Origin of the sequence: Streptomyces sp. NPDC057697, assembly GCF_042799335.1 — a bacterium.
In the GTDB taxonomy this organism is placed as follows: Bacteria; Actinomycetota; Actinomycetes; order Streptomycetales; family Streptomycetaceae; genus Streptomyces.
The window spans coordinates 703,924-722,406 of sequence record NZ_JBHVJA010000003.1; the positions used below are offsets into that span (position 1 = coordinate 703,924).

General features: G+C 71.4%; 15 protein-coding genes and 1 pseudogene. 10 read left to right on the forward strand and 6 right to left on the reverse strand.

Going from position 1 to position 18,483, the window contains the following annotated elements:
- The first annotated feature begins 39 nt into the window (after positions 1-39).
- From ACFVFH_RS12940 to ACFVFH_RS12950, 3 genes are all read left to right on the forward strand, one after another.
- A complete protein-coding gene (locus tag ACFVFH_RS12940; protein WP_383766559.1) occupies positions 40-1,497 on the forward strand; it encodes an aldehyde dehydrogenase family protein in 1,458 nt (485 codons plus the stop codon).
- Between the two features lie 344 nt (positions 1,498-1,841).
- Positions 1,842-2,393, forward strand: a complete 552-nt coding sequence (locus tag ACFVFH_RS12945; RefSeq protein WP_383766561.1) for a DinB family protein — start codon at positions 1,842-1,844, stop codon at positions 2,391-2,393.
- Positions 2,394-2,411: 18 nt separating this feature from the next.
- Positions 2,412-3,053 carry a PadR family transcriptional regulator gene (locus ACFVFH_RS12950; RefSeq protein ID WP_383766563.1) on the forward strand — a complete coding sequence of 214 codons (642 nt, stop codon included), beginning with the start codon at positions 2,412-2,414 and terminating at the stop codon, positions 3,051-3,053.
- A gap of 55 nt (positions 3,054-3,108) precedes the next feature.
- On the opposite strand, the gene ACFVFH_RS12955 is transcribed toward ACFVFH_RS12950, so the two are convergent.
- From ACFVFH_RS12955 to ACFVFH_RS12965, 3 genes are all read right to left on the reverse strand, one after another.
- Positions 3,109-4,530 (reverse strand): glutamate decarboxylase, encoded by a 1,422-nt coding sequence (locus tag ACFVFH_RS12955; RefSeq protein ID WP_383766566.1) that lies wholly within the window; start codon positions 4,528-4,530, stop codon positions 3,109-3,111.
- Positions 4,531-4,622: 92 nt separating this feature from the next.
- Complete coding sequence (wrbA, locus tag ACFVFH_RS12960; protein ID WP_383766568.1) at positions 4,623-5,246, reverse strand: NAD(P)H:quinone oxidoreductase; 624 nt, start codon at positions 5,244-5,246, stop codon at positions 4,623-4,625.
- 124 nt (positions 5,247-5,370) lie between these two features.
- Positions 5,371-6,657 carry an ion channel protein gene (locus ACFVFH_RS12965; protein WP_383766571.1) on the reverse strand — a complete coding sequence of 429 codons (1,287 nt, stop codon included), beginning with the start codon at positions 6,655-6,657 and terminating at the stop codon, positions 5,371-5,373.
- 205 nt (positions 6,658-6,862) lie between these two features.
- Between ACFVFH_RS12965 and ACFVFH_RS12970 the strand changes: the two genes are divergently transcribed.
- Complete coding sequence (locus ACFVFH_RS12970; protein ID WP_383766574.1) at positions 6,863-7,621, forward strand: MerR family transcriptional regulator; 759 nt, start codon at positions 6,863-6,865, stop codon at positions 7,619-7,621.
- Positions 7,622-7,680: 59 nt separating this feature from the next.
- On the opposite strand, the pseudogene ACFVFH_RS12975 reads toward ACFVFH_RS12970, so the two are convergent.
- A pseudogene (locus tag ACFVFH_RS12975) lies at positions 7,681-8,083 on the reverse strand (YbjQ family protein).
- A gap of 170 nt (positions 8,084-8,253) precedes the next feature.
- Between ACFVFH_RS12975 and ACFVFH_RS12980 the strand changes: the two are divergent.
- Positions 8,254-8,970 (forward strand): DedA family protein, encoded by a 717-nt coding sequence (locus tag ACFVFH_RS12980; RefSeq protein WP_383766577.1) that lies wholly within the window; start codon positions 8,254-8,256, stop codon positions 8,968-8,970.
- A 12-nt stretch (positions 8,971-8,982) separates the two neighbouring features.
- On the opposite strand, the gene ACFVFH_RS12985 is transcribed toward ACFVFH_RS12980, so the two are convergent.
- Positions 8,983-10,680: a threonine/serine exporter ThrE family protein gene (locus ACFVFH_RS12985; RefSeq protein ID WP_383766580.1), complete on the reverse strand. Its 1,698-nt coding sequence runs from the start codon at positions 10,678-10,680 to the stop codon at positions 8,983-8,985.
- A gap of 181 nt (positions 10,681-10,861) precedes the next feature.
- The gene (locus ACFVFH_RS12990; protein WP_031090989.1) at positions 10,862-11,356 is read right to left on the reverse strand and encodes an inorganic diphosphatase; all 495 of its coding nucleotides are present in this window, start codon (positions 11,354-11,356) and stop codon (positions 10,862-10,864) included.
- 86 nt (positions 11,357-11,442) lie between these two features.
- Here ACFVFH_RS12990 and dacB point away from each other — a divergent pair, with 86 nt between their 5' ends.
- From dacB to ftsH, 5 genes are all read left to right on the forward strand, one after another.
- Positions 11,443-12,936, forward strand: coding sequence for a D-alanyl-D-alanine carboxypeptidase/D-alanyl-D-alanine-endopeptidase (dacB, locus tag ACFVFH_RS12995; protein WP_383766582.1), 1,494 nt, complete (start codon positions 11,443-11,445; stop codon positions 12,934-12,936).
- An 85-nt stretch (positions 12,937-13,021) separates the two neighbouring features.
- Entirely contained in the window at positions 13,022-14,155 is a 1,134-nt protein-coding gene (locus tag ACFVFH_RS13000) for a zinc-dependent metalloprotease (RefSeq protein WP_383766585.1), read from the forward strand.
- A gap of 198 nt (positions 14,156-14,353) precedes the next feature.
- Complete coding sequence (tilS, locus tag ACFVFH_RS13005; protein WP_383766588.1) at positions 14,354-15,436, forward strand: tRNA lysidine(34) synthetase TilS; 1,083 nt, start codon at positions 14,354-14,356, stop codon at positions 15,434-15,436.
- A gap of 99 nt (positions 15,437-15,535) precedes the next feature.
- Positions 15,536-16,075 carry a hypoxanthine phosphoribosyltransferase gene (gene hpt, locus ACFVFH_RS13010; protein WP_072487175.1) on the forward strand — a complete coding sequence of 180 codons (540 nt, stop codon included), beginning with the start codon at positions 15,536-15,538 and terminating at the stop codon, positions 16,073-16,075.
- Between the two features lie 229 nt (positions 16,076-16,304).
- Positions 16,305-18,335, forward strand: a complete 2,031-nt coding sequence (ftsH, locus tag ACFVFH_RS13015) for an ATP-dependent zinc metalloprotease FtsH (RefSeq protein WP_383766591.1) — start codon at positions 16,305-16,307, stop codon at positions 18,333-18,335.
- The last annotated feature ends 148 nt before the right edge of the window (positions 18,336-18,483 follow it).

The window sequence follows — 18,483 nt, forward strand, 5'->3', positions numbered from 1 at the left end:
GACGGTTCGACGGAGTCTGCACCTGAGTTAAGGGATCGCATGTCCTTCTTCTACGAGCTGGCCGACCAATACATCGACGGTGAGTGGCGGACCGGAACCGGCTCGTGGGACATCATCGATTTCAACCCCTACAACGGGGAGAAACTCGCCGCGATCACCATCGCGACCGCGCAGGAGGTCGATCTGGCCTACCGAGCCGCCGAGCGCGCCCAGCGGGCCTGGGCGGCCACCGGGGCGTTCGAGCGCCGCGCCGTCCTGGAACGCGCGCTGCGCGTCACCGGGGAACTGCACGACGACATCGTCGACGCGATCATCGACGAGCTGGGCGGCACCCGGGTCAAGGCGGAGTACGAGGTCCGGGTCGCCGAGGAGTTCCTGCGCGACGCGATCCACCGGGCGCTGCGCCCGCCGGGCAGCATCCTGCCCTCCCCGGTGGACGGCAAGGAGAACCGCCTCTACCGGCTGCCCGTCGGTGTCATCGGGGTGATCAGCCCCTTCAACTTCCCCTTCCTGGTGGCGATGAAGTCCATCGCGCCGGCCCTGGCGCTCGGCAACGCGGTCGTCGTCAAGCCCAATCAGAACGCCCCGATCGTCGGCGGCGCGCTGATCGCGAAGATCTTCGAGGACGCCGGGCTGCCCGCCGGACTGCTCAACGTCCTGATCACCGATGTCGCCGAGATCGGGGACGCGTTCATCGAGCACCCGGTCCCCCGGGTGATCTCGTTCGCGGGCTCGGACCGGGTCGGCCGCCGGGTCGGGGCCGTCGCGGCCGGGCACTTCAAGCGGACGGTCCTCGAACTCAGCGGCAACAGCGCCCTGGTGGTGCTGGAGGACGCGGACGTCGACTACGCGGTCGACGCGGCCGTCTTCAGCCGCTTCGTCTACCAGGGGCAGGTCTGCATGGCCGCCAACCGCATCCTGGTGGACCGCCGTGTGGAGCGGGAGTTCACCGAGAAGTTCACCGCCCGGGTGGCCGCGCTGAGGACGGGCGACCCGCGCGACCCGGAGACCCGCATCGGGCCGGTCATCAACACCTTCCAGGCCGACGCCCTGACCGCCCTGGTCGACCAGGCGATCGCCGAGGGCGCCACCGCGCTCGTCCACGGCCGGACCCGCGGCAACCTCGTGGAACCGACCGTGCTTTCCGGGCTCCCCGAGGACTCCCCGCTGCTGTCCCAGGAGATATTCGGGCCGGTGGCGCTGCTGGTGACCTTCGACGGCGAGGACGACGCCGTACGGATCGCCAACGACACCCCGTACGGGCTGAGCGGCGCCGTGCACACCCGCAGCGTCGAACGCGGGGTGCGGTTCGCGCGGCGCGTGGTCAGCGGGATGTTCCACGTCAACGACTCCACCGTCCAGGACGATCCGCTGGTGGCCTTCGGCGGCGAGAAGTCCTCCGGGATCGGCCGGCTGAACGGCGAGGCGACGGTGGACGCGTTCACCACCCAGCGGTGGATCTCCATCCAGCACGGCCGGAGCGAGTTCCCCTTCTGACGCCCGGGGCCGATTTCCGGGGCCGATTTCCGGGGCCGATTCCCTGGGCCGATTCCCGAGACCGGCCCCGGAGCCGTACGCTCAGGTCCGATTTCCGAGGCCCGCCCGGAGTCGTCTCCGCATGTCCGGCCTCCTGGTCCGGCCCCCGGGTACGGACGAGGAAACCGGCCCCCGGGCCCGGACCAAGGATCCGGCCCCCCAATCCGAACCAGGAAAACCGGCCCCCGGGCCCCGCCCGAGTTCCGCCCCGGGCCCCGCCCGAGTCGAGGACCGAAGCTGACCGCAAGGGTCCGTAGCTTGATCGGTGTCAGGAAGAACCGGCACGGATCATCAAGGCGGACACCATGGTCACCCACGTTCCCTCGGAAACCCCCGGCGACGAGCGCGGCATGTTCCTCTCCTTCGTCGAGGCGCAGCGCGGCGCGATCAGGCGCTCGCTCCTCGGACTGACCGAGGAGCAGGCGGCGAGCCGGCCCAGCAGCAGCGAACTCTCCCTCTCCGGACTCCTCAAGCACGTCGCGGAGACCGAGCTGAACTGGCTGCGGATGGCCCAGCAGCAGCCCTGCGAGATCGCCCGGGACGAAAGCAACTGGGCGGACAGCTTCCGGCTCGTCGACGGCGAGAGCGTCGAGGCGATGGTGAAGTTCTGGGAGGGGGTCGCGGCCGAGCTGGCGGAGTTCATCCACGCGGTGCCCAGCCTGGACGACACCTTCCCGCTGCCGGACAAGCCCTGGTTCCCGGAGGGCGAGCGGGTCTCGATGAGGTGGCTGCTGGCCCATCTCGTCGAGGAACACGCCCGGCACGCCGGGCACGCCGACATCATCCGGGAGTCCCTGGACGGGCGGACCGCGTTCGAGCTGGTCGCCGAGGCGGGGGGCTACTCTAATCAAAGTTGAATAGAAAGGGTGCGTGTCATGTCCGCGATCCGGCTGCTGGTCCTCTGCGCCGTGCGTCAGCACGGCCGGGCGCACGGCTATCAGGTCCGCAACGACCTGGAGTACTGGGGTGCGCACGAGTGGTCCAACGCCAAGCCGGGCTCGGTCTACCACGCACTGAAGCAGATGGCGAAGCAGGGCCTGCTGGTCGCCCACGAGACCGCGCCGAGCACCGCGGGCGGCCCGCCCCGTACCGAGTACGAGATCACCGGGCGGGGCGACGAGGAGTACTTCACGCTGCTGCGCGCGGCGCTGACCTCCTACGACCAGAAGCCGGACGTGCTGTCGGCGGCCCTCGGCGGCATCGTCGACCTGGAGCGGTCCGAGGCGGTCGCGCTGCTCAGGGAGCGGGTCGCCGGTCTCGCGGCCTGGCGGGCCACGGTCACCGAGCACTACGTCCCGGAGGCCGGGCCCGAGTCGGTCGGCCACATCGGCGAGATCATGAACCTGTGGGTCCACTCGGCGGACGCCGGGGCCGAGTGGACGCGCGGGCTGATCGCCCGTATCGAGGGCGGGGCGTACACCTTCGCGGGGGAGGGCGAACCCTTCGTCGGCGTGCTCGCCGAGGGACAGGAGAACCCGTACGCGACGGGCGTCCCGGACCCCGGCGACACGGAGTGACCGGGCACCCGCGCACGGCCCGCCGGAGCGGGGCCCTCGCGGGCGCCGGCCCCGCTCAGTGGTGGAACGCCGTGGCCGCCTGCCGGTCGCGGCTCAGCGGGTGGGGCTGGCGGCGCAGGTCGGGCAGGATCAGCCCGATGTCCTCCAGCAGCAGTTCGGCGAGGTCCCACGAGAAGCCGTTGCGGCACACCACCCGCAGCACCGCCAGATCCTGCCGGTTGGCCGGGAAGGTGTACGCCGGTACGCGCCAGCCCTGTTCGCGCAGCCGCAGCGACAGGTCGAAGACGTCGTACGCCGTCACGTCCGGCCCGGTCGTCAGGGCGAAGACGGGCAGCTGGTCGCCCCGGGTGAGGAGCCGGAAGTCGCCGATCGCCTCGATCCGTTCCGCGAGCCCGCGGGCCACGTCCCGGGACGCCTGCTGGACGGCCCGGTAGCCGTCCCGGCCCAGCCGCAGGAAGGTGTAGTACTGCGCCACCACCTGGGCGCCGGGCCGGGAGAAGTTCAGCGCGAAGGTCGGCATGTCGCCGCCCAGGTAGTTGACCCGGAACACCAGGTCCTCGGGCAGCTCGGCGTGCGTGCGCCACAGCACCCAGCCGACGCCCGGGTAGACCAGGCCGTACTTGTGCCCCGAGGTGTTGATGGAGGAGACCCTCGGCAGCCGGAAGTCCCAGACCAGGTCCTCGTCCAGGAACGGCGCCACCATCGCCCCGGAGGCCCCGTCGACATGGACGGGGATGTCGAGGCCGGTGCGCTCCTGGAGGGCGTCGAGGGCGGAGCAGAGCTCGGCGACCGGTTCGTACGAGCCGTCGAAGGTGGAGCCGAGGATCCCGACGACACCGATGGTGTTCTCGTCGCAGAGGTCGGCCGCGGCCTGCGGATCGAGGTGGAAGCGCTCGCCCTCCATCGGGATCAGCCTCGGCTCGACCTCCCAGAAGTTGCAGAACTTGTCCCAGCAGACCTGCACGTTGATGCCCATGACCAGGTTCGGCCGGGCCCCCGGGTAGCGGTCGGCGTTCCTGGCGGCCCAGCGGCGTTTCAGCGCCAGCCCCGCGAGCATGCACGCCTCGCTGGAACCGGTCGTCGAACAGCCCACGACGGCCGCGGGGTCGGGGGCGTTCCAGAGGTCGGCGAGCATCGCCACACAGCGCCGCTCCAGCTCGGCCGTACGCGGGTACTCGTCCTTGTCGATCATGTTCTTGTCCCGGCACTCACCCATCAGCACCCCGGCCTGGGGCTCCATCCAGGTGGTGACGAAGGTGGCGAGGTTGAGCCGGGAGTTGCCGTCGAGCATCAGCTCGTCATGGACCAGTCCGTACGCGGTCGACGGCGGCATCGGTCCGTCGGGCAGCCGGTGCCGGGGCGGCGCCGACTCCATGCCCGCGGCCGGGTTCGCCTCCCCGTAGAAGGGGTTGAGGGCGAGCTTCCGGCGGGCGGTGGACGGTTCCGCGTTCGGGGACTGGCCTTTGTGGAGAGGCATCGGCGGTCGGCCCTTCTCGGCTCTCGGCGGTCGTGCGCGGCGTGCGGCGGTCCGCGGGGTGGGGAGGGTGCGGCGGTTCGGGCGGGGGCGCGTCAGCCCTCGGCGGCCAGCCCGTCCTTGATGGCCCGGGTGAACTTCACGACCCGCTCGGCCTGGACCCGGGCCGCGGTCAGGGTCTGCTCGCCGACCGGGATGTCGCCCTGGCCGGCCACGTGCGAGGTGCCGTACGGATTGCCGTCGGCGAACTTCGACGGGTCGGTGTAGCCGGGGGCGACCAGGATGCCGCCGAAGTGGTGGACCGTCTGGTAGAGCGCGAGCAGCGTGGACTCCTGGCCGCCGTGCGCGGTGCTGGTGGAGGTGAAGCCGCTGTAGACCTTGTCCGCGAGGTGGCCCGCCTGCCAGAGGCCGCCGAGGGTGTCGAGGAACTGCTTGAGCTGGGCGGTGACGTTGCCGAACCGGGTCGGAGTCCCGAGGATCACGGCGTCCGCCCAGATCATGTCGTCGGGGGACGCCTCGGCGATGTCGGCGGTGGCCTTCGCGTTGGCCGCCCACGCCAGGTTGGAGTCGATGGCCGCCTGCGGGGCGAGTTCGCGCGCCTTGCGCAGCCGCACCTCAGCGCCGGCCTTCTCGGCGTACTGCGCCATGGCCTTGGCGATCGTGGCGACGGTTCCGGTCGACGAGTAGTAGATGACGGCGACGTTGACGGGCGTGGGCACGGCGGGGCCTCCGGCGAAGGGGTGGCGGGCAGGGTGGTGGACAGGGTGGGGACATATGCATATGAATGCGACGATACGGAAGCACCGGGCATCCGGCTCGTCGGGCGGCGGGACCGGCCGCGGCTCACCTCAGCGGCGTACCGTCCGCGCTCAGCTCCATCTGCGGCCGCCCGGTCACCAGCAGCCAGGCGGGGAGCGAGGCGACGCACAGCAGCGGGAGCACGGCCGCGTCGCCGACCAGCACCGCCGCGGTGAACAGGCTCAGCCAGCCCTGCCGGGTGACGGCCAGCAGGATGCCGAGCACCCCGCAGGTCACCGCCAGTGCCACCGGGACCGACGGGACCAGGGCGTGGGCGCAGAGCCCCAGCGCGACCCCCACGAAGACGGCGGGGAAGATCCGCCCGCCCCGGAAGCCGCAGCTCGCCGCGATCACCAGGGCGGCCGTCTTCACCACGGCCATGACGGCGAACTGCCCAGCCGACCAGCCGCCCGGGTCGGCGGCCAGCTCCTTCACCTCGGCGAGTCCCTTGAACAGGGTGAGGTGGCCGCCCAGCGCGCCCAGCAGACCGAGCAGCAACCCGCCCGCCGTCAGGGCCGGGACCGGGTGCTTCAGACCCCGGAAGAGCCGGTGCGCATGGGGAAAGGCGTACACCGCCAGCATGCCGAGCACCGCCCCCGCCAGGGCGATCACGACCGAGGAGAGCAGGTCGCCCCAGTGCGGGTGGGTGTAGGCGGGTAGCGACAGGTCGAAGCTGGGGTGGGCCAGCAGCGACATGGTGAGCGCACCCGCGGTGCCCGCCGCGAGCGGGCCGAAGAGGCGGTCCCAGAGCGCGCCCGGTCCGGGCTGGGAGGCGAGCATCTCGGAGAAGATCAGGGCGGCGGCGACCGGGGTGCCGAAGAGCGCCCCGATGGTGCCGGCCGCGGCGAGGGGGAGCCAGAGCACCGCCGGGGTGCCGGGCAGGAAGCGGCGCCCGAGCCAGAAGGCCAGCGCGATGTTGACGGCCGTGATCGGGTTCTCCGGACCGAGGCTGACCCCGCCCGCCAGAGTGAGGACCGTGACGAGCAGCAGCCCCGGCACCACGCCCGGCGGCAGCGGCGGATCGACCAGCCCGGTGGTCGCCGGGTCGGGGCCGGCGTGACCGGGCACCGCCCGGATCAGCAGCCCGACCACCAGCCCGCTCGCGGTGAGCATCACGATCATCCAGAGCGAGGAGTACCGGCCGATGGAGAGCGCGTCGGGGAGCGTCTCCCAGAGCACGTCCTGGAGCCGCTCGGCGAGCAGGCTGATGCCGAGCAGGAGGAGGGCGCAGAGGACCCCGACGACCAGCGCGGGCACGATGACGGGCAGCAGCCGGCGTACGGGGGTGGGCTCGGGGGCGGGTCCGGCGAGGGCGGAGGATTCGGTGGCCACCGGCTCACCATAAGGGCGTAAAACCGACATAACCCTCGGGCGGTGCCGGGAGCGGCGGTCATCCGGGCTTGCACCTCACGTCGCGTCAGGACCCAGACTCGGGACGTACCCGATCGCGGGAGGTCGCGGGAGGCCGCGGGAGATCGCGGGAGGTCGCGGGAGGCCGCGGGAGGCCGCGGGAGATCGCGGAAGGGAGCGGGGAGTCATGGAGTATTCCGTGGGACGGGTCGCCGGATTCGCCGGAGTCACGGTGCGCACCCTGCACCACTACGACGGCATCGGACTGCTCTCGCCCAGCGGGCGCAGCCGGGCCGGGCACCGCCGCTACGACGACGGTGACCTCGACCGGCTCCAGCAGATCCTGTTCTACCGGGAGCTCGGCTTCCCGCTCGACGAGATCGCGGTACTGCTCGACGATCCACGGGCGGATCCGCAGGAGCACCTGCGGCGCCAGCACCGGCTGTTGTCCGACCGGATCGCCGAGCTGCGAAGGATGGCCGAAGCCGTCGAGACAGCCATGGAGGCACGGAAGATGGGCATCGATCTCACACCCGAGGAGAGGTTCGAGGTCTTCGGGGGCAAGGATCCCGAGGAGCACGCGGAGGAGGCCGAGCGCCGCTGGGGCGGCACCGCCGCGTACGCCGAGTCGCAGCGCCGGGCGGCCCGGTACACCAAGGACGACTGGAAGCGGATGCAGGCGGAGGTCGCCGAATGGGGCGCCGCCTACGACGCGCTGATGGCGGACGGGGAGCCGCCCACCGGCGAGCGGGCGATGGAGCTGGCCGAGGCCCACCGGCTCCACATCGGCACGTGGTTCTACGAGTGCACCGCCGAGATCCACCGGGGGCTCGGCGAGATGTATGTGGCTGATCCCCGTTTCCGGGCGTACTACGAGTCGATGCGGCCGGGCCTGGCCGAGCATCTGCGGGACGCGATCGAGGCGAACGCCCGGCGTCTGGCGTGACCGCCGCGGGTGGGGGCGGTGGGGGGCGCCCCGCCGTCCCCACCCGCGCACACGCCCGCTCAGCCCCTGCTGGTCACGGCCGCGGTGCCGTACGCGCACACCTCCGTACCCACGTCGGCCGCCTCGGTCACGTCGAAGCGCATCATCAGCACCGCGTCGGCGCCCCGGCCCGCGCCTGCTCGATGAGCTGTTCCATCGCCTGGTTCCGGGTTTCGACGAGGGTCCTGGTCGGCCCCTTCGGCTCGCCGCCGATCATGGACTTCGGCCCGGCGCCGATCTGGCTGCCCGGATGGCGAACGGGGTCTCCCATGTTCGAGCGCGGCCGAGAGCTCGGGGAGGGACCGTGAGGCCGAACACCTCCCCGATCACCTGGGTCGCCTGGTAGCCCGGTACGTCGTTCGTCGTGATGACCAGGACGTCCGACCGGCCCGTCTGTCCGCCGCCACAATCCTCAATGCCCATCGTGCGGCACCTTCTGGAGAAAGCTTTGTCCCGGTTGGTCCTGAGTCCATCCCCGGTCGGCCGTGCGCGCTTCCTCGCGGGCGCCATCTGGAACCCGGGGGCGTCATCCCGCGTTGATAGCTTTGGGCGGCCACGCAGCCGCCATCGATCGATCCAGGAGCCCCGGACCCTTGAATACGCTTGCGCTCGGCCCGAGCTGGCTGGACCCGGACTATCTGATCAACACCTTCGGACTCCCCGGCGTACTCCTCATCGTGTTCGCCGAGTCCGGACTGCTGATCGGCTTCTTCCTCCCCGGCGACTCGCTCCTGTTCACCACGGGCCTCCTGGTGACCACGAACCAGCTGGACACCCCGCTCTGGCTGGTCTGCCTCCTGGTGGGGCTGGCCGCGATCATCGGTGACCAGGTCGGCTATCTCTTCGGCCGCAAGGTCGGCCCCTCGCTCTTCAACCGCCCGGACTCCCGCCTCTTCAAGCAGGAGAACGTCGAGAAGGCGCACGAGTTCTTCGAGAAGTACGGACCGAAGTCGCTGATCCTGGCCCGCTTCGTGCCCGTGGTGCGTACGTTCACCCCGATCGTCGCCGGTGTGAGCCGGATGAACTACCGCTCGTTCATCGTCTTCAACATCATCGGCGGGGTGCTCTGGGGCGTCGGCGTCACCCTGCTCGGCTCGGCCCTCGGCAAGATCGACTTCGTCCACGAGAACATCGAGGCGATGCTCGTCCTGATCGTGCTCATCTCCGTGGTGCCGATCGGGATCGAGTTCCTGCGGGCCCGCTCCAAGTCGAAGAAGGAGGCGGCCGCCGCCGGCGGCGAGGGCACCTCCGGCCCGGCCGCCAACCCCGGCCCGGCCTCGGGCCAGCGCGGCCGGCACGCCAAGCGCTGACGCGCCGCGGGGTCAGAAGCCGCGCGTCCGCTTGGCCGCGCGGCGGTTGGCCCCGCCGACCGCTCCCGGCACCCGCATGAAGAGCCGGGAGATCTCGCTCCCCAGATTCACCCCGATCGCGATGGCCAGCGCCGTGGCCACCGCGGTCGACAGCGAGGCGAGCCCGGCGTTCACCCTGCCCTGTGCCACGGCCAGCAGACCGAAGTACGTGGCCGAACCGGGCAGCAGCGGCCCGATCGCCGCCGTGATGAACGGCAGCGACGAGGTGTACCGGTAGCGCGAGAACAGCTGCCCGAACAGCCCCACCAGACCGGCCGCCGTCGCGGTCGCCGCGACCGGCGAGATATGGCCGGTACGGGCCATCGCACCGTAGATCACCCAGGCGACACCGCCGTTCAGGGTCACCGCCAGCACCGTCGACCGGTCCTGCTGGAGCAGGATCGCGAAGGCGAAACAGAGCGCCATCGACGCCAGGATCTGCACCACCGGCCGGTCGTGGGCGACGAACCTGGCCTCGGGGTTCAGCTGGGCGCCCAGCTGGAGCCCCAGATAGAGCACCAGCAGCACCCCGACGACGATTCCGATGAACAGGTACATGACTTCCAGCAGCCGTGCCGCCGCGGTGATGTAGAAACCGGTCAGCCCGTCCTGCACACCCGCCACCAGGGCCCGCCCCGGCAGCAGCGCGAACAGCCCACCGGTGATGACCGCGGAGGGCCGGACGTCCGACCAGTGGGTCAGGGTCAGCGCCACGCCCATCGCGGCCGGCGGCATCGCCGCCGCCACGAACTGGTAGAACTCCGGCAGCCCCCGCCCGGCACACAGCCAGGCGAGCCGGTCACCGAGCATCGCGCCGGCCGCCGCCACCAGGAACACCAGCGGCCCGCCGCCGAGCAGCACCGACGCCGCCCCCGCGAGACCGCCCGCGGCCAGCGTCAGCACCCAGCCGGAGTACGGGTGCCGGTTGCGCCGGATCTCCGCCAGCCGCCGGTACGCCTCCTCCAGCGAGACCTCGACATCCTCGGTGGTGATGTCGTCGATCAGCCGGAAGACGGCGGCCAGTCGGGTGTAGTCGGTGGCACGGCGGCGTACGGTACGGCTCGCCGTCACCGGATCGTCGACCAGCGACGGCTGGTGCGAGATCGACAGCAGGGTGAAGGTGACGGTCGGCTCGCAGCGGTCCAGGCCGTAGCTGCGGGTCACGGCGAACATGGCCGCCTCGACGTCCTCGGCACCCTCGCCGCCGGCCAGCAGCAGCTCCCCGATACGCAGCGTCAGGTCGAGCACGCGCGGCACCGCGGGCCCCGTCTCGTCCGGCTTCTGCACCGGCTCGGGCGCCGGACGCTCGGCGACCGGCATCCGCAGCATCGTGCGCATCCGGTCCTGCCAGGGAGCCTCCTTGGTCAGCCGGATCATCGGGCTGCCATGGGCCGGGGTGAAGGCGGGCGGCGAGTGCTGGGCGCTGTACGTGCGCGGCGGCGCGAAGGCGGAACCGATCGTGTCCGAGCCCGTTCCCGGCCCCGAAGCGGAATCCGCTCCCGGCCCCTGGGACTCATGCGACAGACCGGCCGGAATGGCGAATTCCGACGTCGGGTGGTCGTCCTCGGGCGCGGCCGCGTGCCGTTCCACCCCGGCCGGCGGGACGAAGGCGCTGCGCGCCTCGTCGGACTGGGGCTTCTGGTCCTCAGGACCGCCCTGTTCCGCCACCACTCGACCTCGCTCCTTGTCGTCCGCGCGCCGTCGGCCGCGCTCGTGCCCAGTATGGGCACGGATGCGAGGAGGCCTGCCCGCGGGCCGGGCGAACATGCCGAACGGGCGGCACTCCCTGGAAGGAGTACCGCCCGTTCTGCGCCCGGAACCGTGCAAACGGAACCGGATCACGACCCTCGGGTCAGTGCGCGCCGCCCTGCGCCTCAAGGCGCTTGTAGGAGGCCTCGATCTCGGCCTCGGCCTCGGCGCGGCCGACCCAGTCGGCGCCCTCGACGGACTTGCCGGGCTCCAGGTCCTTGTAGACCTCGAAGAAGTGCTGGATCTCCAGACGGTCGAACTCCGACACGTGGTGGATGTCGCGCAGGTGCTCCACCCGGGGGTCGGAGGCGGGCACGCACAGCAGCTTGTCGTCGCCGCCGGCCTCGTCGGTCATCCGGAACATGCCGATGGCGCGGCACTTGATGAGGCAGCCCGGGAAGGTCGGCTCCTCCAGGATGACCAGCGCGTCCAGCGGGTCGCCGTCCTCGCCGAGGGTGTTCTCGACGAAGCCGTAGTCCGCCGGGTAGCTGGTCGAGGTGAAGAGTCGACGGTCCAGACGGATCCGGCCGGTCTCGTGATCCACCTCGTACTTGTTCCGCGAACCCTTCGGGATCTCGATAACGACGTCGAACTCCACGGGTGGCTCCTCCATGATCAACACATACGACTGGTGATTAAGTGTCCCCCACGCAGATGTGTGCTCGCGAAAGGGGCTGGTCAACGGTGGACGAGCCGGGGAAGAGACCGTCGGTCAACCCGCTGGACAAGCTGATCGGGTTCGCCCGCAGGGGCGGCACGATCAGGTTGAAGGGACTGAACGACCGACAGTTCACCGCCGTCTCCGCCGGCCTCGGACTGGTGCTCGCGGCCGGCGTCGTCCTTGCCGCCGGCCCCTGGGACTCGGGTCAGCGTAAGGCCGAGACGGACTGGGCCGCCGCCCGGAGCCGCACAGGTGGCGCACATCACGAACCCGCCGGGCCGGATGCGGCGCCCAGCGCCCCGGCCGTGCTCGCCGCGCTCTCCGCCGCCGTCGACAACGCGGCCCCGGACGCCCGCAGCGCCCCGGACGGCGCGGCCGCCGCCCTGCGCGCCGCCCTCGGCCCGCTGCTGAAGGACCCCGCCCTCGGCCCCCGGCCCGCCGCGGTCGTCATCGACACCGGAACCGGCGAGCGGCTGTACGGCCAGGGCGCCGGTGCGCCCATGACGCCCGCCTCGACCGTCAAGATCGCCACCGCGGTCGCCGCCCTGAGCGCCCTCGGCCCCGACCACCGCATCCCCACGACCGTCCGGGCGTCCGCGGACCTCCGCCGCATCGTCCTGGTCGGCGGCGGCGACCCCACCCTCGACAAGGCCGCCCTGCGCGGGCTGGCCACCGGCACCGCCCGCGCGCTGAAGGAAGGCGGCGTCGACAAGGTCCGCCTCGGGTACGACACCTCCCGCTACTCCGGACCGGCCCGCCACCCGATCGGCCCCAACGAGAACATCGCCCCCGTCAGCGCCCTGATGACCGACGAGGGCAGGCTCGACGGCACCGACAGCGGACCCGCCCCGCGCAGCGACGACCCGGCCGGAGACACCGCCCGCACCTTCGCGAAGTTCCTCGACGACGCCGGGATCGCCACCGGGCAGGACCCGAAGCCCGGCCGCCCGGCCGCCGGGTCCCGGAAGATCGCCGAACACCGCTCGGTCCCGCTCTCCGCCCTGGTCGAACGGGCCCTGACCAACAGCGACAACGACATCGCCGAGGCGCTCGCCCGGCAGACCGCCGTCGCCGCGGGCGAACCGGCCGACTTCGACGGCGGCCGACGGGCCGTCACCGCCCGGCTCCGCGCCCTGCGCCTGCCGCTGACCGGCGCGAACTTCGCCGACGGCAGCGGGCTGAACCGCAAGGACAAGGTCACCGCCGGACTGCTGGCCGGTCTCCTCGCCCGTGCGGCCGATCCAGGCCACCCCGAACTGCGCCCCGTCATCACCGGCCTCCCCGTGGCCGGATTCAGCGGCACGCTCAGCGACCGCTACCGCGGGAAGTCCGCGGGCACCGGCCTGATCCGGGCCAAGACCGGCACCCTCACCGGGGTGAACACCCTCGCGGGCACGGTCGTCGACCGGAAGGGCCGACTGCTCGCCTTCGCCTTCCTGGCGTCCGGCACGACCGACCCGTCCGAGGCCCAGTCCGCCCTCGACACCGCCGCCACCACCCTCGGCACCGTCCGCTGACCCCCGGCGGCCGGCCCCGCCGCCCGCCGCCACCGAGCCGGTCAACACCACACCGCGGACGGACCCGAGCACGTACGGTTGACGCATGACGAGCATCGGTGGTGCCGAGATGGTCGACTGGAATCTCGCGGTCGCGACCGCGACCCGACTTGTACGGCCGGGGCCGGAGATCAGCCGCGAGGAGGCCCGTGAGGTCGTCGCCGAGCTGCGCCGGCACGCCAAGGCCGCGGAGGAGCACGTCCGTTCCTTCACCCGGATGATCCCGGAGGGGACCGAACCGGAGGACACCCCGGTCCTGGTCGTGGACCGGGCGGGCTGGATCAGGGCCAATGTCGCGGGCTTCCGCGAACTGCTCCGCCCGCTGCTCGGCAAGATGCAGGACCGGCGCCCCGGCGGACCCGGCGGCGCGGTGCTCGGCGCGGTCGGCGGCAAGGTGACCGGCGTCGAGGTGGGGATGCTGCTGTCGTTCCTCGCCTCCCGGGTCCTCGGCCAGTACGAGACCTTCGCCCCGGCCACCCGCGAGCTCCCCGGCTCGGCCGACGGCGGCGGCAGGCTCCTGCTCGTCGCCCCGAACATCGTGCACGTCGAGCGCGAACTGGAGGTCGACCCGCACGACTTCCGGCTCTGGGTCGCGCTCCACGAGGAGACCCACCGCACCCAGTTCACCGGAGTGCCCTGGCTCCGCGACCACCTCCAGGGCGAGATCCAGTCATTCCTCGACGAGACCGACGTCGACCCGATGACCCTGCTGGAACGGCTCCGCGAGGCCGCCCAGACCCTGGCCGGAGGCCGCCCCGAGGGCGAGGACGGCGAGGAGGGCGGCCGCAGCCTGGTCGAGCTCGTCCAGACGCCCGCCCAGCGCGAGATCCTCGGCCGGCTCACCGCCGTGATGTCCCTGCTCGAAGGCCACGCCGACTACGTGATGGACGGCGTCGGCCCCGAGGTCGTCTCCTCCGTCGGCGAGATCCGGGAGAAGTTCCAGCAGCGCAGGGCCCGCGGGGCGGGCCGCCTCGACCAGGCGCTGCGCAAGCTCCTCGGGCTCGACGCCAAGCTGCGCCAGTACCGCGACGGCGAACGATTCGTCCGGGCCGTGGTCGACGAGGTCGGCATGGACGGCTTCAACCGGGTCTGGACCTCGCCGAACACCCTGCCCACCAAGGCGGAGATCGAGAAGCCCGCGGACTGGATCGCGAGGGTGCACCGTAAGGCAGAGTCCTGACCGCGGCCGCCCCGACGGCGGGCGACAGGATGAGAACGCGCCGGTAATCACCCATCCGAGGGACCGTTGGGGCATGGGAAGGCGTGCAATGCTCGATGGACGGCTTGCCTCTGTCACCATCGACGCACTCTGAGTGACGGCACGTTACCCGTCCGGCACTTCGAGGCACCTCACCGAACTCCACGAAGGGCACCGGACATGGGTCCCCATCCTGCGGTCGCGGCGATACGCCTGGCGGTCCGCCGCGTACTCCACGACGTACTCACCGAACACGACCGAAGCGCCGACCACTCCCGGCGCACCCCGCGCCCCGAACTCGCCGAAGCCGGTGCGGGCAGGCAGCGCGCCGCACTTCCCGAGCGTCCCGACACCCCGCTGGTGCTGGTGGCCTGCTCCGGCGGCGCCGACTCCATGGCCCTCGCCTCCGCCCTCGCCTTCGAGGCCCCCAGACTCGCCGTCCGCGCCGGTGGGATCACCGTCGACCACGGCCTCCAGGACGGCTCCGACACCCGGGCCGCCGAGGTCGCCGACCGCCTCGCCGCCATGCGCCTGGACCCGGTCGAGGCCGTCGCCGTCCGGGTCGGCCACGAAGGCGGCCCCGAGGCCGCCGCCCGCGACGCCCGCTACGCCGCCCTGGACGCGGCGGCCGAACGACACGGCGCCGCCGCCGTCCTGCTCGGGCACACCCGCGACGACCAGGCGGAGACGGTGCTGCTCGGCCTCGCCCGCGGCTCCGGCATCCGCTCGCTCTCCGGCATGGCCGCCGCGTCCGGACCGGCCGGCCGCTACCGCCGCCCCTTCCTCCAGCTCGACCGGCAGACCGCCCGCAAGGCCTGCCTGGTCCAGTCCCTGCCCGTCTGGGACGACCCGCACAACATCGACCCCGCCTACACCCGCTCCCGGCTGCGCCACGAGGGACTGCCCGCCCTGGAGAAGGCGCTGGGCAAAGGGGTCGTCGAGGCCCTCGCCCGGACCGCCCAGCTCTCCCGCGACGACGCCGACGCGCTGGACACCTGGGCCGCCGAGGCCGACAGCGCGGTGCGGGACGACGCGGGCCGCCTGGAGTGCGCCAAGCTGTACGCGCTGCCGCCCGCCGTACGCCGCCGGGTCCTGCGCCGGGCCGCCATGGCGGCGGGTTCCCCGGCCGGTTCGCTCTTCGCCCGGCACATCGAAGAAGTCGACCGTCTGATCACCGGCTGGCGCGGCCAGCGGGCCATCAACCTGCCGGGCCGCGTCGAAGCCATGCGGCAGGGTGGCAGACTGGTCATTCGGCAGAGCTGAAGCACAAGCGGCTGACATGCAGGCGAGCGGCCGCGCAGGTGCGGGGCGACACCCCGGACCCGGCAGGCAGAGAAAGAGACGCGGGTGAACGAGAAGGACATGGGCACCGACCTTCAGTCGGTGCTCCTCACCAAGGAAGAGATCGACGCGAAGCTCGTCGAGCTGGCCGCGAAGATCGACGCGGAGTACGCGGGCAAGGACCTGCTCATCGTTGGCGTCCTCAAGGGCGCAGTGATGGTGATGGCGGACCTGGCGCGCGCGCTGTCCACCCCCGTCACCATGGACTGGATGGCCGTCTCGTCGTACGGCGCGGGCACCCAGTCCTCCGGAGTGGTCCGGATCCTCAAGGACCTGGACACCGACATCAAGGGCAAGCACGTCCTGATCGTCGAGGACATCATCGACTCGGGCCTGACGCTGTCGTGGCTGATGTCGAACCTCGGCTCGCGCGAGCCCGCCTCCCTGGAGATCTGCACCCTGCTCCGCAAGCCGGACGCGGCCAAGGTCGCGCTCGACTGCAAGTGGGTCGGTTTCGACATCCCCAACGAATTCGTCGTGGGCTACGGCCTCGACTACGCCGAGAAGTACCGCAACCTCCCCTTCGTCGGCACGCTCGCCCCGCACGTCTACGGGGGCTGACCTCCACCCGGAGCCCTTCGCCCGGCCTTCCGGGGTGTCCCGACCGACCGGGGCCGGCGGCGGGGAACCTTTCACGGGATTCCCGCCGTTGAGCCCTCGAAGGCGGGTTTTGACAGACGTCCCCGGCGGTCGCGGGTGACAATGCTGGGGTACCGTCCGAAGAACAGTCTTTTCTCACAGCAGCATTTACCTACGGGCAGGAGGGACGGGGCGGCTTCGCCCCGTATGGATGGACGTGAAGCGATACTTCCGTGGGCCGGTCATGTGGATCGTGCTGGCCGTCCTCGCCGTGGTCGTGTTGATGACAGTCGTCGGCTCGTCGGGCGGCTACAAATCGGTGGACACCGGCAAGGTGATCCAGGCGATCAGCAAGGACCAGGTGGCGCAGGCCAAGCTGACCACCGGTGACGAACAGATCATCAAGATCGAGTTGAAGAAGGGCCAGAAGCTCTCGGGCGAGTCCGGCACCAAGTTCCAGGCGAGCTACATCGGGGACCAGGGTGTCCAGCTCGCGGACACGCTCCAGCAGAAGTTCGAGAGCGGCAAGATCGGCGACGGCTACACGGTCTCGCCGTCGAAGCAGTCCCCGTTCATCTCGATCCTCCTCTCGCTGCTGCCCTTCGTCCTGATCGTGGTCGTCTTCCTGTTCCTGATGAATCAGATGCAGGGCGGCGGCTCCCGGGTCATGCAGTTCGGGAAGTCCAAGGCCAAGCTGATCACCAAGGACACCCCGAAGACGACGTTCGCCGATGTGGCGGGGTCGGACGAGGCCGTCGAGGAGCTCCAGGAGATCAAGGAGTTCCTCCAGGAGCCGGCGAAGTTCCAGGCCGTCGGTGCCAAGATCCCCAAGGGCGTCCTGCTCTACGGGCCTCCCGGTACGGGCAAGACCCTGCTCGCGCGCGCCGTCGCCGGCGAGGCGGGCGTCCCGTTCTACTCGATCTCGGGTTCCGACTTCGTCGAGATGTTCGTCGGTGTCGGTGCCAGCCGGGTCCGTGACCTCTTCGAGCAGGCCAAGGCGAACGCCCCGGCGATCGTCTTCGTCGACGAGATCGACGCCGTCGGCCGGCACCGCGGTGCCGGTATGGGCGGCGGGCACGACGAGCGCGAGCAGACGCTGAACCAGCTCCTCGTCGAGATGGACGGCTTCGACGTGAAGGGCGGCGTCATCCTGATCGCCGCCACGAACCGGCCGGACATCCTCGACCCGGCGCTGCTGCGTCCGGGCCGCTTCGACCGGCAGATCGCGGTCGACCGGCCGGACATGCAGGGCCGCCTGGAGATCCTCAAGGTGCACCAGAAGGGCAAGCCGGTAGCGAAGGACGTCGACCTCGGCGCCGTCGCCCGCCGCACGCCCGGCTTCACCGGTGCCGACCTGTCGAACGTGCTGAACGAAGCGGCGCTCCTCACGGCGCGCGCCGATCAGAAGCTGATCGACAACAAGATGCTCGACGAGGCCATCGACCGCGTCGTGGCGGGCCCGCAGAAGCGGACCCGGATCATGTCCGAGAAGGAGAAGAAGATCACCGCGTACCACGAGGGCGGACACGCCCTGGTCGCGGCGGCTTCCCCCCAGGCGGACCCGGTCCACAAGATCACGATCCTCTCCCGCGGCCGCGCCCTCGGTTACACGATGGTGCTCCCGGAGGAGGACAAGTACTCCACGACGCGCAACGAGATGCTCGACCAGCTGGCGTACATGCTGGGCGGGCGCGCGGCCGAGGAGCTGGTCTTTCACGACCCGACCACCGGCGCCGCGAACGACATCGAGAAGGCCACCGCAACGGCCCGCGCGATGGTCACGCAGTACGGCATGACGGAGCGGCTCGGCGCGATCAAGTTCGGCGGCGACAACACCGAGCCCTTCGTGGGCCGGGAGATGGGCCACCAGCGCGACTACTCGGAAGAGGTCGCGGCCCTCGTCGACGAGGAGGTCAAGAAGCTCATCGAGACCGCCCACAACGACGCGTGGGAGATCCTCGTCGAGAACCGCGACGTGCTGGACAACCTCGTTCTCCAGCTCCTGGAGAAGGAGACGCTGGGCAAGGAGGAGATCGCCGAGATCTTCGCCCCGATCGTGAAGCGCCCGGCCCGTCCGGCGTGGACCGGTTCCGCCCGGCGCACCCCGTCCACGCGCCCGCCGGTGCTCTCGCCCAAGGAGCTCGCCCTCACCAACGGCGCCACCACGGCGAACGGCTCGACCGTCCCCACGGACAACGTGCCCGCCACCGAGGTCGTCCCGGAGGACCGGCCCGAGAGCTGACCCCGTTCCTCGGTGTGGCCCCTTTCACGGGCGTCCCACCGGCCCCGGAATGGAAGCCGTGCCCCCACAGGTTCTAGCCTGTGGGGGCGCGGCTCTTTCGTACGCCCGTGCGGAGGCATGCGCAGGCGACTGCTCAGAGGAACGAGGC

What these genes read in the sequence shown, in the direction of transcription:
- hpt (WP_072487175.1), top strand. Translation starts at nt 15,536, where the DNA reads ATGGGCACCGACCTTCAGTCGGTGCTCCTCACCAAGGAAGAGATCGAC.
- ACFVFH_RS12945 (WP_383766561.1), top strand. Translation starts at nt 1,842, where the DNA reads ATGGTCACCCACGTTCCCTCGGAAACCCCCGGCGACGAGCGCGGCATG.
- tilS (WP_383766588.1), top strand. Translation starts at nt 14,354, where the DNA reads ATGGGTCCCCATCCTGCGGTCGCGGCGATACGCCTGGCGGTCCGCCGC.
- ACFVFH_RS12940 (WP_383766559.1), top strand. Translation starts at nt 40, where the DNA reads ATGTCCTTCTTCTACGAGCTGGCCGACCAATACATCGACGGTGAGTGG.
- ACFVFH_RS12955 (WP_383766566.1), bottom strand. Translation starts at nt 4,530, where the DNA reads ATGCCTCTCCACAAAGGCCAGTCCCCGAACGCGGAACCGTCCACCGCC.
- ACFVFH_RS12950 (WP_383766563.1), top strand. Translation starts at nt 2,412, where the DNA reads ATGTCCGCGATCCGGCTGCTGGTCCTCTGCGCCGTGCGTCAGCACGGC.
- ftsH (WP_383766591.1), top strand. Translation starts at nt 16,305, where the DNA reads ATGGACGTGAAGCGATACTTCCGTGGGCCGGTCATGTGGATCGTGCTG.
- ACFVFH_RS13000 (WP_383766585.1), top strand. Translation starts at nt 13,022, where the DNA reads ATGACGAGCATCGGTGGTGCCGAGATGGTCGACTGGAATCTCGCGGTC.
- ACFVFH_RS12970 (WP_383766574.1), top strand. Translation starts at nt 6,863, where the DNA reads ATGGAGTATTCCGTGGGACGGGTCGCCGGATTCGCCGGAGTCACGGTG.